At 58.6% G+C, this 12,875-nt stretch carries 9 protein-coding genes and 1 tRNA gene; 3 read left to right on the top strand and 7 right to left on the bottom strand.

Annotated elements, in window-relative coordinates; all coding sequences use genetic code 11:
- Positions 1 to 133 precede the first annotated feature (133 nt).
- From PSH79_RS25170 to rpsU, 5 genes are all read right to left on the bottom strand, one after another.
- Positions 134 to 210: transfer RNA gene (locus tag PSH79_RS25170), tRNA-Ile, on the bottom strand.
- A 137-nt stretch (positions 211 to 347) separates the two neighbouring features.
- Positions 348 to 4,094: a bifunctional diguanylate cyclase/phosphodiesterase gene (locus PSH79_RS25165; RefSeq protein WP_305440132.1), complete on the bottom strand. Its 3,747-nt coding sequence runs from the start codon at positions 4,092 to 4,094 to the stop codon at positions 348 to 350.
- Between the two features lie 126 nt (positions 4,095 to 4,220).
- A complete protein-coding gene (rpoD, locus tag PSH79_RS25160; protein WP_305440131.1) occupies positions 4,221 to 6,068 on the bottom strand; it encodes an RNA polymerase sigma factor RpoD in 1,848 nt (615 codons plus the stop codon).
- A 67-nt stretch (positions 6,069 to 6,135) separates the two neighbouring features.
- Complete coding sequence (gene dnaG, locus PSH79_RS25155; protein ID WP_305440130.1) at positions 6,136 to 8,100, bottom strand: DNA primase; 1,965 nt, start codon at positions 8,098 to 8,100, stop codon at positions 6,136 to 6,138.
- A 486-nt stretch (positions 8,101 to 8,586) separates the two neighbouring features.
- Positions 8,587 to 8,802 carry a 30S ribosomal protein S21 gene (rpsU, locus tag PSH79_RS25150; RefSeq protein ID WP_002551877.1) on the bottom strand — a complete coding sequence of 72 codons (216 nt, stop codon included), beginning with the start codon at positions 8,800 to 8,802 and terminating at the stop codon, positions 8,587 to 8,589.
- Positions 8,803 to 9,001: 199 nt separating this feature from the next.
- Between rpsU and tsaD the strand changes: the two genes are divergently transcribed.
- Positions 9,002 to 10,027: a tRNA (adenosine(37)-N6)-threonylcarbamoyltransferase complex transferase subunit TsaD gene (gene tsaD / locus PSH79_RS25145; protein WP_305440129.1), complete on the top strand. Its 1,026-nt coding sequence runs from the start codon at positions 9,002 to 9,004 to the stop codon at positions 10,025 to 10,027.
- Between the two features lie 23 nt (positions 10,028 to 10,050).
- Here tsaD and plsY read toward each other — a convergent pair whose 3' ends face one another.
- Entirely contained in the window at positions 10,051 to 10,620 is a 570-nt protein-coding gene (gene plsY / locus PSH79_RS25140; protein ID WP_305440128.1) for a glycerol-3-phosphate 1-O-acyltransferase PlsY, read from the bottom strand.
- 74 nt (positions 10,621 to 10,694) lie between these two features.
- On the opposite strand from plsY, the gene folB reads away from it, so the two are divergent.
- Together folB and folK are read left to right on the top strand one after the other, a co-directional pair.
- Entirely contained in the window at positions 10,695 to 11,051 is a 357-nt protein-coding gene (gene folB, locus PSH79_RS25135; protein ID WP_305440127.1) for a dihydroneopterin aldolase, read from the top strand.
- A complete protein-coding gene (folK, locus tag PSH79_RS25130; protein ID WP_305440126.1) occupies positions 11,042 to 11,557 on the top strand; it encodes a 2-amino-4-hydroxy-6-hydroxymethyldihydropteridine diphosphokinase in 516 nt (171 codons plus the stop codon). The genes folB and folK overlap by 10 nt, the downstream gene beginning before the upstream one ends.
- A 90-nt stretch (positions 11,558 to 11,647) precedes the next feature.
- On the opposite strand, the gene PSH79_RS25125 is transcribed toward folK, so the two are convergent.
- Entirely contained in the window at positions 11,648 to 12,871 is a 1,224-nt protein-coding gene (locus PSH79_RS25125; RefSeq protein ID WP_305440125.1) for a multifunctional CCA addition/repair protein, read from the bottom strand.
- Positions 12,872 to 12,875: the final 4 nt, after the last annotated feature.

The raw sequence follows: 12,875 nt of genomic DNA, 5'->3' as shown, positions 1-12,875 counted from the left end.
TCTAGCTTTCGGTGTTGCACTTGCCATGTCAAGCAAAAGTCTTTAAATGAGGATTTTTTAGCACGCGAAAAACTCCGACAGCGTTGCCAGAGAAGTTGTGCAGAATTCATGAAGTGCTTGATATACAAGGAGATGGGGCCACCGGCGGGAATCGAACCCGCGACCCACCGATTATGAGTCGGTTGCTCTAACCAATTGAGCTACAGTGGCGCTGAGGTGATGCAAAACTACCAGAAATGAGGTTCAAATGCCACACCGACATTCATACCACATAAGAACCGTGGACCAAAGGATTATGAGTCCTCTGCTCTAACCAACTGAGCTATAGGCCCTCAGTAGGCCGCGGATTATAGCGACGGTTTCTCGGCTGTGCTATCCGAAAAATCCGATACGGCAATACGCAGAAACGTTGCGGCAAATTCTTCCGGCGGAAGCGGCAGGCTGACGATGTAGCCCTGGATCTGTTCGCAGCCTTCTGCCGCTAGAAATTGTTGTTGCGCTTGGGTTTCCACGCCCTCCGCGATCACGGTGAATTGCATGCTCCGGCCGAGGGCGATGATGGCGCGGACAATCGCCGCGTCGTGGGGGTCGTCGGGCAGTCCGCGGACGAAAGACTGGTCGATTTTGAGGATGTCCAGCGGCAGGCGTTTGAGGTAACTGAGTGAGGAATAGCCGGTGCCGAAGTCGTCGATGGCCAGTTGCACACCGAGGTGTTTGAGCTGGTGCAACACCGCCAGGGCCTCTTCGGCCTGACTCATGATGAAATTCTCGGTAATTTCCAGTTGCAGTAAATCCGGCCTGAGGCGGTTTTCCTTGAGCAGTTGCTCGATGCGCCCGAGCAGATTCGGCTGGCGCAGTTGGGCGCCGGCGAGGTTGACCGACAGCGGCCCGAGGCTTTCGTAGATCTGGTTCCACTCAAACATCTGCCGGCACGCAGTTTCCAGCACCCAATCGCCGATCTGCAGGATCATCCCGTTTTCTTCGGCCAGTGGGATGAAGTGCTCCGGCGGAACATCGCCAAATGTCGGATGACGCCAGCGTATCAGCGCTTCGGCGCCGACCAGGCTGTGGTCGTCGAGGCTTATTTTCGGTTGGTAGTAGAGGCGCAACTCGTCACGTTCGATGGCCCGGCGGAGCTCGTGCTCCAGTGCCACGCGTTCGCTGGCCTGGGCGGTGAGGTCGCGGGTGTAACTCTCGACGCGGTTGCGGCCCTTGGCTTTGGAGCGATACATCGCCGCATCGGCGTTTTTCACCAAGGTGGCCACGTCACAACCGTCGCGTGGGTAGAGGCTGGTGCCGATGCTGGCGCTGATGAAAAACTCGTGTTCGCCTGCCTGGAACGGCGCACCGAAGCAGTTGAGCAGTTTTAGCGCAATGTTGTCGGCGTCACTGGCTTGTTGCAGGCCGGGCAACAGAATGATGAATTCGTCGCCGCCCAGTCGGGCGACGGTGTCGATGTCACGCAACTGTTCTTTCAGGCGCACGGCGATGCCTTTGAGCAGCAGGTCGCCAACCGGATGGCCGAGGCTGTCGTTGATGTGCTTGAAGCGATCGAGGTCGAGAAACAGCACTGCGCCCTGACCGCCATTCTCTTGCTGACCGTTCAGTGCCATCAGCAAGCGGCTTTCGAAGAGCGTGCGGTTCGGCAGGCCGGTGAGCGGGTCGTGGTGAGCCTGATAGTCGAGTTTGGCCTGCGCGTGTTTGAGGCTGGAGATGTCGGCGAACACCGCGACAAAGTGGGTGATGAATTTGTCCCGGTTGCGCACGGCACTGATGGTCAGCCAACTCGGGTACAGCTCGCCGTTCTTGCGCCGGTTGGAAATTTCGCCTTGCCAGTGGCCTTCATCGGTCAGTTGGTGCCACATCGCGGCATAAAATGCGCTGTCGTGCAGCCCCGAGGCGAGCAGGCGCGGGGTGTGGCCGAGGGCTTCGCTTTCGCTGTAACCGGTGATTTCAGTGAAGGCCCGATTGACCGCGCTGATGTGCTGCTGGGTATCGGTGATCAACACGCCTTCGGCGGTGCTCTCGAATACGGTCGCGGCCTGTTGCAGTTTTTCCTGCATCAGGTGGCGTTCGGTGATATCGCGGGCGATGGTCAGCATGCAGTCTTCTTCGCCGATCGGCAGCGGGCGGCTGGACACTTCGCAGAGCCGAATCTGTCCGTCGCTGCGGCGGATATGGCAGGTGAAATCGCGGACGAAACCATCGCGGTGCAACAGGTCGAGCATCTGTTTGCGTTCGTTGAGGTTGACCCAGATTCCCAGATCCAGCGTCGAACGATCCACCGACATGGCACTATTGAACCCGGTGATGCGGCTGAAACCCTCGTTGACCTCCAGCAATAAGCCGTCGTTCTGGCGCGACAGCAGCAAGCCGTCCGGCGAGGCATGAAATGCCTTGGCGAATTTCTCCTCCGAGGTTTGCAGTTGCTGTTGGGTTTCTTTGAGCTGGGTGATGTCGCGCACGACTACGACCAACGCTGGCGTGGTGTCGAGGTCAAACGGTTCGGCGGAAATCAGGCCGGTGAACACCTGGCCATTGTTGCGCCGAAAGGGCATCTCCAGGTTACGAATGCTGCCGGCCTGCAAGCGCTGCAACAGCCCCGGCCCGACGCCGGGTATGCCCCAGATATTCAGGTCGGTGGCGGTCTGGCCGATGACGTCTTCGGCTTTGAGGCCGATCTGTTCTTCAAAGGCTTTGTTGACCTCCAGCAGGCAGCCGTCGGACAAGCGCGCGATCACCAGGATGTCCGGACATTGCTGGAATACCGACGCGAACTTCTGTTCCGACAGTCGCAGCGCTTCTTCGGTGCGCTTGGTTTCGCTGATGTCGATCATCAACCCGCGCATCACCGGTTCATGACCGTGTTCGATCAGGCTGACGATGTCTCGCACCCACAGGCAGCGACCATCTGCGGTGATCACCCGGTAATCGAGGCTGTGATCGCGCCCGGCCAGCACTTCGTGATCGCAGAAACTCTGGGCGCGGGTCAGGTCCGCCGGGTGAATGATGTTGCGCCAGAAGCCCGGAATCAGCCAATGCGACAGTGGATAACCGAGCAGATCTTCTGCGTGCGGCGACACATAGCTGTAAGTGAAGTCACTCATCCGTGCTTCCCACGCGATGGCGGACAGGCTCTCCACGAGGCCCCGATAGTGGTACTCGCTGCTGCGCAGTTCCTGTTCGAGGTCTATGCGTCGCGCAATTTCCGAACTCAGGCGGCGGTTGATGCGGATCACCACAGCCAGCACGATCATCAGTAACAGCAAGCCGGGTAGACCATAAACCAGCAGATCATTCCAGAATGTCCGATGATCGAGGACGTTTCCGACCCAGTGTTCTTGAATACTGCTGATTTCAGCAGGGGGCATGTCTGCCAGAACTTTGTCCAGAATGCCCACCAGCACTTTGTTTTCACGCGGCACCGCCATCGCCAGTTGATAGCGATACGGGGTTTCGCCGCTGACGTAGAGGCCGTCGAGCTTGAGTTGGCGAAGGCTCCAGACGCTAGAGGCGAGGTCGCCGACCACGGCGTCCACTTCGTCGGTCGCCAGTGCCTGCAAGGCTGAGCTGACGTTGGGCATGGCAACCAGATTCAGGTCAGGGTGGTGCGTACGCAGGAGTTCATGGGGCGCGTAGTTTTCCACCACGGCGATCTTCAGGCCGTACAGATCGTCGAGTTTGCGCGGTTGCGCGCCACCGATGTGCGCGAGGATGATGATCGGGAAGTCGAGGTAGGGCCGGGTAAACGACAGGTAGGTCTGGCGCTCGGGTGTGGACATGATCCCCGGCAGCAAGTCGATCTTGCCCTGTTTGACCTGCTCCAGTACCACCGTCCAGCTCAATGGCTCGATGGGTGTAAGTTTGATAGCCAGTCGCTGGCGTATCACGTCGATATAGTCAGCCGCCAATCCCTGATAGCGGGCCTGATCGTCGCGAAACTCAAAGGGCGGCCACGACGCATCCACGCCCAGGCGCAAATCCGGGTGAGCCGCCAGCCAGCTGCGTTCTTCATCGGTCAGAGTCAGCGCGTCAGCCGTTGCGGTCCAGATCATCAGTGACAGCAAAAAAAGCACGGACGCCAGTCTGGGCATAACGCTCTCGTTATGGCATGGGGGTGATTGTTTCGAGTGTAGACGGGGTATGCGGGGGAGGGGTGGTGCGAGGAATTTAATCTGCCATATAAACAAAACCCCCGGCCTGGGCCGGGGGTTCTGGTATCACTCGTCGAGGAAGGAGCGCAGATGCTCGCTTCGCGTCGGGTGGCGCAGCTTACGCAGCGCCTTGGCTTCGATCTGACGGATCCGCTCACGTGTTACGTCAAACTGTTTGCCCACTTCTTCGAGCGTATGGTCGGTGTTCATGTCGATACCGAAACGCATGCGCAGTACCTTGGCTTCACGGGCAGTGAGGCCGGACAGGACTTCGCGAGTCGCTTCTTTCAGACTCTCGACAGTGGCGACATCGATTGGCGACTGCATGGTCGAGTCTTCGATGAAGTCACCCAGATGGGAGTCTTCGTCATCACCGATCGGGGTTTCCATGGAGATCGGCTCTTTAGCGATCTTCAATACCTTACGGATCTTGTCCTCAGGCATTTCCATGCGTTCGCCCAGCTCTTCCGGGGTCGGTTCGCGACCCATTTCCTGCAACATCTGCCGGGAAATGCGGTTGAGCTTGTTGATCGTCTCGATCATGTGCACCGGAATACGAATGGTGCGGGCCTGGTCGGCGATCGAGCGAGTGATCGCCTGACGGATCCACCAGGTGGCATAAGTCGAGAACTTGTAACCACGACGGTATTCGAACTTGTCCACCGCTTTCATCAGACCGATGTTGCCTTCCTGGATCAGATCGAGGAATTGCAGGCCGCGGTTGGTGTACTTCTTGGCGATCGAGATCACCAGACGCAAGTTCGCTTCAACCATCTCTTTCTTCGCGCGGCGGGCCTTGGCCTCACCGATCGACATGCGACGATTGATGTCCTTGATCTCAGCGATGGTCAAACCGGTTTCGGTTTCCAGCGCCGTCAGCTTCTGCTGGCAACGGATGATATCCGGCTGGACACGGCCAATGGCTTCGGCGTACTTGCTCTTGCCTTTGGCCAGAGCGTCGGACCAGCTTTCGTCAACTTCGTTGCCCGGGAACTGGCGCAGGAAATCGGCGCGTGGCATACGTGCATCACGTACGCACAGTTGCATGATCGCGCGCTCTTGTTGACGCAGACGATCCAGGGCACTGCGGACACGCTCGACCAGGCCTTCGAATTGCTTCGGTACCAGTTTGATCGGCATGAACAGTTCGGCCAGAGCCAGCAATTCGGCAATCGCTGCCTTGTTGTTGCGACCGTGCTTTTTCAGAGCCTTGCGGGTGACTTCCATCTGATCGGACACAGCGCCAAAGCGCTGGGCAGCGATAACCGGATCCGGACCGCTTTCGGCTTCTTCTTCGTCATCGGAAGATTCGGCTTCGTCGTCGTCCTCGGCGTCGTCAGCCTTGGCGGCTTTCGGGTCGATCGGCGGCGGCACTTCTGCGGCAGGCGGCGCAATGCCGTCGTCCGGGTCGATATAACCGCTCAGGACGTCGGACAGGCGACCACCTTCGGTGGTGACACGAGTGTACTCGGAGAGAATGTGGTCAACCGTGCCAGGGAAGTGCGCGATTGCGCTCATCACTTCACGGATGCCCTCTTCGATACGCTTGGCGATTTCGATTTCGCCTTCACGAGTCAGAAGCTCGACCGTACCCATTTCACGCATGTACATGCGCACAGGGTCAGTGGTGCGACCGATATCGGTCTCCACCGCTGCCAGCGCGGCTGCTGCTTCTTCCGCAGCGGCCTCGTCGGTATCGGCGTCGGCCAACATAAGGGCGTCCGCATCCGGAGCACTCTCGTGTACGGGGATCCCCATGTCGTTAATCATGCGGATGATGTCTTCCACCTGCTCAGGATCTGAAATATCCTCGGGCAGGTGGTCGTTGACCTCGGCGTAAGTCAGATACTTCTGCTCACGACCCAGTTTGATCAACTCAATAATACGAGACTGCTGTTGCGCTTTTCCGGACATAACACCCTATCCACTGAAGGTCTTGGCGGGCAAAAAACAAGCCGAGGATTATACCTGAGCTATGACCTCACGCGCCAGTTGAGGTCGGGTTTGATGCGGAAACATTGCGACTTAGAAGGTCGCGCAGTTGATTTTTCTCTTCAATGCTCAGTTCGCTTTGACGCGCTTTCCTGAGCAACTGTTCCAGATTTCGCTCGCGTTGGCGGGCTGACAAGCTAGTAATGGTGTCGAAAAACTGTTGTTCAAGGTTATCTCCATCAATCAGCCATTCCTTTTCTGCCAGCGCCTTGAGCAATCGACCCTGTTCAGTGCCGTGCCATCGCGCGATCAGTTGAAATGAGTTTAGCTTGGGATTCTTCTGTACGGCTTCGAGCAGCGCTACCAGCAGCTGCGCGTTGGTCTGATTTTCGTCCGCTATGTGCCCGGCGTCCTCGACGCGCTCGGCCAATTGCGGGTGATGAAGCAGTGTGCGCAGGGCTGTCAGGGTTGGCGACTCAACGCCAATCGGGGTTCGGGGGCGTTGCTGATCGCGATCGCCGCCACGTTTGCCGTTCTTGTCCCAAGGCTTCTTGTCCCATTTCTTGCCGCCGGCACCGGGTTTTTTTGGCGTCCATTCCTGCTGCGGCACGTACATGTCCTGTGCCTGCGGCTGATGGTAGTCGCTGTAGTCCGGCATTGCGTCGTAATCAATGCCCGGATCGTAGGCGGGCGGTGCTTCCTGCGGCGCGTTTTGAGCAAGCTGGCTGACGGTTTCACTGCTCAGACCGGTGATTTCGGTCAGGCGCTGACGCATCAGAATGCGCAGATTGGCCCCCGGCACTTTGTCGATCAACGGTGCAGCGAGGGTGGCCATGTGGGCCTTGCCTTCGAGCGAGCGCGGATCGGCTTCCTCGGTCAGTTGCTGAAAGAAATAATCCGCCAATGGCTGCGCGTGCTGATTGATTCGGGCCTTGAAGGCATCGGTGCCTTCGGCGCGGACCAAAGTATCCGGGTCTTCGCCTTCGGGCAGAAACAGGAATCGCGCACGGCGTCCGTCCTGCAGGCTTGATAGCGTCGCTTCAAGTGCGCGCCATGCGGCGTTGCGGCCAGCCTGGTCACCGTCGAAGCAGAACAATACGTTCGGAACGACGCGGAACAGACGTTTCAAATGTTCTTCGCTGGTCGCGGTGCCCAGCGTCGCGACGGCATTGCGCAAGCCTTGTTGGGCGAGGGCGATGACGTCCATGTAACCCTCGACGACGATGATTTCGTCGAGGTTTCGGTTGTTCTTGCGCGCTTCATAGAGGCCGTAAAGCTCCTGGCCTTTATGGAAAACCGGAGTTTCCGGCGAGTTCAGGTACTTCGGCTTGTCATCGCCCAGCACGCGGCCACCGAAAGCGATGATGCGCCCGCGCGTGTCGCGGATCGGGAACATCACGCGATCGCGGAAGCGGTCATAGCGTTTGCCGGTTTCGGCGTTCTCGATCAGCAAGCCGGCGTCGACCATGGCCTTCTGTTGCAAGGTGTCGCTGCTTAAGTGTTTGAACAGGTTGTCCCAGCCGGGTGGCGCAAAGCCGAGGCCGAAATCTCGAGCGATCTCGCCAGTCAGGCCGCGGCCCTTGAGGTAATCCACCGCGGCTTTGCGTGCTGGGTGGCTCTTGAGTGCCTGCCGATAAAAGTCGGCGGCGGCAGTGAGCAAAGGGTATAGCGGCGAATCGGTCGGTTGGCGCGGTTTGTGCGCGCGGCCGCTTTCTTCGCGGGGGATTTCCATGCCGGCGGCTTTCGCCAGATCTTCGACTGCCTGGGGGAAGTCCAGGTTGTCGTGATCCATGAGGAAGCCGAGCGCATTACCGCCGGCGCCGCAACCGAAACAGTAATAGAACTGTTTGTCGGGGCTGACGCTGAACGACGGGGTTTTTTCTTTGTGAAACGGGCAGCAGGCGGTGTAGTTTTTGCCTGCTTTTTTTAGCTGCACACGCGAGCTGACCACGTCGACGATGTCGGTGCGGTTCAGGAGGTCGTCAATAAAGCTCTGGGGAATCAGCCCGGCCATCGCGTTCTCGTCGTCTGCGCTGTAATGAGTCCGATGCGAAGGGCGGCCGGACGCGGGTCGTTGTTTGAAGCACGCAAAATGTGCGGCTCGACCGGTGTCGTCTGCGTAATCGCTGTCGGGAAGTGTATCTGCCGAAAATCCACTGACGTTAGTACCAATCAGCCTTCGACTATTTGAAAGTGTTGCGCTGAATCCGCTGACGGCCGGTTAATGGCCTCGGATAGCTCAATAAAGCGGGCACGCATGCAGGTGCCTTGGGCTGATCGTCGTGAGAGGAATCAGTGGGTGTGCTCGTCAGTAGCCTTGAAAGGCTCGTCAGAAAAGACGTGCACCGCTGGCAAAAGAGCCAGGTCTGACGCGTGAAGCAGATTTTGTCTCGGTCGCATGTGCGGCTTTGACGGTGAAGCATCAAGCGTTTTACGCAAATGCCATTAGCCCGGCTGAGAGCCGGGCTTAGGCAAGAAGCTTGCTACGAACGTCTGTGTATTAGTACAGACGAACGGCGCGGCGCTGTTCGCGCTGAACTTTCTTGGCGTGACGCTTAACAGCGGCTGCTGCTTTACGCTTACGCTCAGAAGTTGGCTTCTCGTAAAATTCGCGGCTACGAACTTCAGCCAGTACACCGGCTTTTTCGCAGGAGCGCTTGAAACGACGCAGAGCTACGTCGAAGGGTTCGTTCTCTTTAACTTTGACGGCTGGCATCCAGAGCTACCTTCATTCATTACCGGGGTCAACATCCTCGCGGCAAAAGAGCACTTGAAGACGTCGGTTTTTAAGGGTTGCGGATGTTAACCCCTCATCGCTCGGAATGCAAAGCCTCTGATCGAAAACCGCTGGCCGGGGCATCACGCGGCGACTATTATGCGCGCCTTCGAATTCAGCCTAAACAAGGCGCAAACCCATGCTAGTACTGGGATTAGAAACCTCCTGCGACGAAACCGGCGTCGCATTATATGACAGTGAGCGCGGCCTGCTGGCCGACGCACTGTTCAGTCAGATCGACCTGCATCGCGTGTATGGCGGTGTGGTGCCTGAGCTGGCCTCGCGTGACCACGTCAAGCGCATGCTGCCCTTGATTCGTCAGGTGTTGGCCGAGGCTGACTGTGTGCCGACTGAGATCGATGCGATCGCTTATACCGCGGGTCCTGGCCTGGTTGGCGCTCTGCTGGTGGGTGCTTCCTGTGCTCAGGCGCTGGCGTTTGCCTGGGGCATCCCGGCACTCGGCGTGCATCACATGGAAGGTCATTTGTTGGCTCCGATGCTGGAGCCAAAGCCACCCGAATTCCCGTTCGTCGCTTTGTTGGTCTCCGGCGGTCATACGCAGCTTGTTCAGGTCGATGGCATCGGCCAATACACCTTGCTTGGCGAGACGCTTGATGATGCTGCCGGCGAAGCGTTCGACAAAACCGCGAAGATGATGGGCCTCAATTACCCAGGCGGACCGGAAATTGCCAAGCTGGCGGAGATGGGCACTGCAGGGCGTTTTACTTTTCCGCGTCCGATGTGTGATCGCCCGGGGCTGGATTTCAGCTTCAGCGGTCTGAAAACCTTCGCCCTCAACACTTGGCAGCAGTGCGTCAGCGCCGGGGACGACAGCGAGCAAGCCCGTTGCGACATCGCGCTGGCGTTCCAGCAGGCCGTGGTGGAGACTTTGACCATCAAGTGCAAGCGTGCCCTGAAACAGGCGGGCATGAAGCGTCTGGTCATCGCGGGTGGCGTCAGCGCAAACAAGGCTTTGCGTGTTTCTCTGGAGAAAATGCTCGGCGACATGAAGGGCGATGTGTTTTACGCCCGTCCCGAGTTCTGCACCGACAATGGCGCGATGATCGCGTTTGCCGGTTGCCAGCGTTTGCAAGCCGGTCAGCAGGAAAGTCTGGCGATCAGCGTGCAGGCGCGCTGGCCGATGGAGCAGTTGTCGGCGTTGTAATGAGCAGCGCTGAAGACCGGCATTTAAAAATGCCGTTCGCGCCCGGCAAACAGGTCGCGTAGATTGCCGCGGTGGCGCCAGACGATCAGTAGCGTCAAGGCGCTCATCGGCAGCAAAGCCTTTGGCTCTTGCCAGGCGAGCAGCGGCAGGGTCAGTGGCGTGGCGATCAGCGCCGCCAGTGAGCTGGTACGGGTCAGGTAAAACGTTAGCAGCCATGCGCACGCCGCTAACAGCGCAGCCGGCGGATACAGGCCCAGCAGCATGCCGGCGGCAGTGGCGACGCCTTTGCCGCCGCGAAAGCGGAAGTACAGCGGGAACAGGTGACCGATCACGGCGCATACGCCTATCCAGGCCTGATCCTGCAGCGAAAGGCCGACAGCCGATGCGATCAGCACCGGCAGCAAGCCTTTGCATAGATCACCCAGCAGGGTCAGGATCGCGAGTTTGCGGCCGGCCAGGCGCAGCATGTTGGTCGCGCCGGCATTACCCGAGCCACTCATTCGTGGATCCGGGTTTCCGGTCAGGCGGCTGAGCAAAATGGCGAAGGACAGAGAGCCGAGCAGGTAGGCGAGAGTCGCCAGTAACCAAAACATGCTAACTATTCCGGGCGAGGACGCCCTGATTCTAACGGCGCATTGCGCCCTTGTCGTGCAGCGGAGAAAAGTGCTTGGACAGAGTGTTTATCGAGGGCCTGGAAGTTGACACCGTGATTGGTGCCTACGACTGGGAGCGCGGCATCCGACAGTGCCTGCGTCTTGATCTGAACTTCGCCTGGGACAATCGCCCGGCCGCCGCCGGTGACGACCTGACCCTGGCGCTCGACTATGCCAGCGTTTCCACGCGGATTCAGGCGTTTGCCGAGCAGGCGCAGTATCAACTGGTCGAGACTTTCGCCGAGCGCCTGGTCGAAGTGCTGATGACTGAATTCAACATCACCTGGGTGCGTTTAAAGCTGACCAAACCCGGCGCCGTGCCGGCTGCCAAGGGTGGCGTGGGCGTGGAGATCGAGCGCGGATGTCGCTGACTCAGGTGTATCTCGGGCTTGGTAGCAATATCGAGCGTGAAACCCATTTGTGCGCCGGTCTTGATGCATTGGCGACGTTTCTGGTGGATATCCGCTGTTCGGCGGTGTTCGAAAGCCAGCCGGTGGGGATCAAGAGTGGGCTGTTCTTCAACTTTGTGGTGTCCGGGTATACCGACCTGCCGTTGATGGAGCTGGATCGGCGCTTGAAATTCATCGAGGCGGATAACGGTCGCTATGCGCCGGATCGCAAGGGGTTGCCGCTGGACATCGACGTGCTGCTGTACGGCGATCTGGTGGGAAACTTCGACGGGTTGGTCTTGCCGCGAGCTGAAATTCTGAAAAATGCTTTTGTGTTGTGGCCGCTGTCGTTGATTGCGCCGGATCGGGTACATCCCGGTGTGGGAAAAAGCTTCGCCACGCTGTGGGCGGAGGCGCAGATTGATCAGGTGTTGGCGCCGGTTGGGTTTGAGTGGCGGGGCGAGCAGCTCACGCCTGCGAATCTATAAAGCAAAAGATCGCAGTCTTCGGCAGCTCCTGCATGGAAACCCAAATATCTCTGCAGCAGCTGCCGAAGGCTGCGATCTTTTGGTCTTGCTTTAGCTGTTTTCCTTGTACGCCTTCAGCGCCTTAAGTCGCTCACGCTTCAGCGCTTCGCCCAACTCAGGGCCCTTGAATCCCTTCTCCAGCAACGGCTGCACCGCGACCTCCCGCGCGGCCTTCGCCGCACCTCGCAAATAATCCGCCTGTGGATAACTTCTCTGCTCCAGGCCTTTGCGCCCGCGTGCATCCATCTCGCATGCGGCGATAAACTCTTCAAACCGCTGCGGTCGGCGATACACATCAAAACTTTGCAGCAGGTCCAGCAATGTTGAGGCTTTCAACTCGAGCGCCCGGTGACCATGCGTGTGGTACTTGCCGACCAATAGGGCCAATTCCTGGCAATCCTTCGGCGCCTTGAAGCGTTCGTTGACCACTTTGATCAGCTTCAACCCGGTGTGCTCATGGGCGATATGCCGTGGCCACTCTTCTTCCGGCGTCAGGCCTTTGCCGAGGTCATGCAGCAGGCAGGCCCAGCGCACGGTCAGCGGTTGTTTGTGCAGGGCTGACTGCTCCAGCACGCTTAAGGTGTGCAGGCCGGTATCAATTTCCGGATGATGGGCTTCGGGTTGTGGCACGCCGAACAGAGCGTCGACTTCCGGCATCAGGACTTTCAGCGCGCCGCAATCGCGAAGCACTTGAATGAACATCTGTGGCTGATCCTCCATCAACGCGCGGGAGATTTCTTTCCAGCTGCGCTCAGCCGTCAAAGCTTCCAGTTCGCCGGATTCACTGAGTTGGCGCATCAGTTCCAGTGTCTCTGGTGCTACGGTAAACCCGAGCCCGGCATAGCGAGCGGAAAAGCGGGCAACACGCAATACTCGGAGGGGATCTTCGGCGAATGCCGGGGATACGTGACGCAGAACCCGATCCTCAAGATCGCGCTGGCCATGATACGGATCAGTCAGGTTGTGCTGATCGTCCTCGGCCATGGCGTTAATGGTCAGGTCGCGGCGGATCAGGTCTTCTTCAAGCGTAACCTCGGGGCTGGCGTGAAACGTGAAACCGCCGTAGCCGCGACCGCTTTTGCGCTCGGTGCGGGCGAGGGCGTATTCCTCGCCACTTTTCGGATGAAGAAATACCGGGAAGTCCGCACCCACCGGACGAAACCCCTTGGCAAGCATCTCGTCAGCAGTAGCGCCTACTACCACCCAGTCGATATCAGTGACCGGTTTGCCCAGCAAGCGATCACGCACCGCGCCGCCGACCTTATAAATCTGCATAAAA

Origin of the sequence: Pseudomonas sp. FP2196 (assembly GCF_030687715.1) — a bacterium.
GTDB lineage: Bacteria > Pseudomonadota > Gammaproteobacteria > Pseudomonadales > Pseudomonadaceae > Aquipseudomonas.
This window is presented reverse-complemented; position numbering and strand designations above follow the sequence as displayed.

What these genes read in the sequence shown, in the direction of transcription:
- PSH79_RS25165 (WP_305440132.1), bottom strand. Translation starts at nt 4,094, where the DNA reads ATGCCCAGACTGGCGTCCGTGCTTTTTTTGCTGTCACTGATGATCTGG.
- folK (WP_305440126.1), top strand. Translation starts at nt 11,042, where the DNA reads ATGTCGCTGACTCAGGTGTATCTCGGGCTTGGTAGCAATATCGAGCGT.
- rpsU (WP_002551877.1), bottom strand. Translation starts at nt 8,802, where the DNA reads ATGCCAGCCGTCAAAGTTAAAGAGAACGAACCCTTCGACGTAGCTCTG.
- PSH79_RS25125 (WP_305440125.1), bottom strand. Translation starts at nt 12,871, where the DNA reads ATGCAGATTTATAAGGTCGGCGGCGCGGTGCGTGATCGCTTGCTGGGC.
- plsY (WP_305440128.1), bottom strand. Translation starts at nt 10,620, where the DNA reads ATGTTTTGGTTACTGGCGACTCTCGCCTACCTGCTCGGCTCTCTGTCC.
- dnaG (WP_305440130.1), bottom strand. Translation starts at nt 8,100, where the DNA reads ATGGCCGGGCTGATTCCCCAGAGCTTTATTGACGACCTCCTGAACCGC.
- tsaD (WP_305440129.1), top strand. Translation starts at nt 9,002, where the DNA reads ATGCTAGTACTGGGATTAGAAACCTCCTGCGACGAAACCGGCGTCGCA.
- rpoD (WP_305440131.1), bottom strand. Translation starts at nt 6,068, where the DNA reads ATGTCCGGAAAAGCGCAACAGCAGTCTCGTATTATTGAGTTGATCAAA.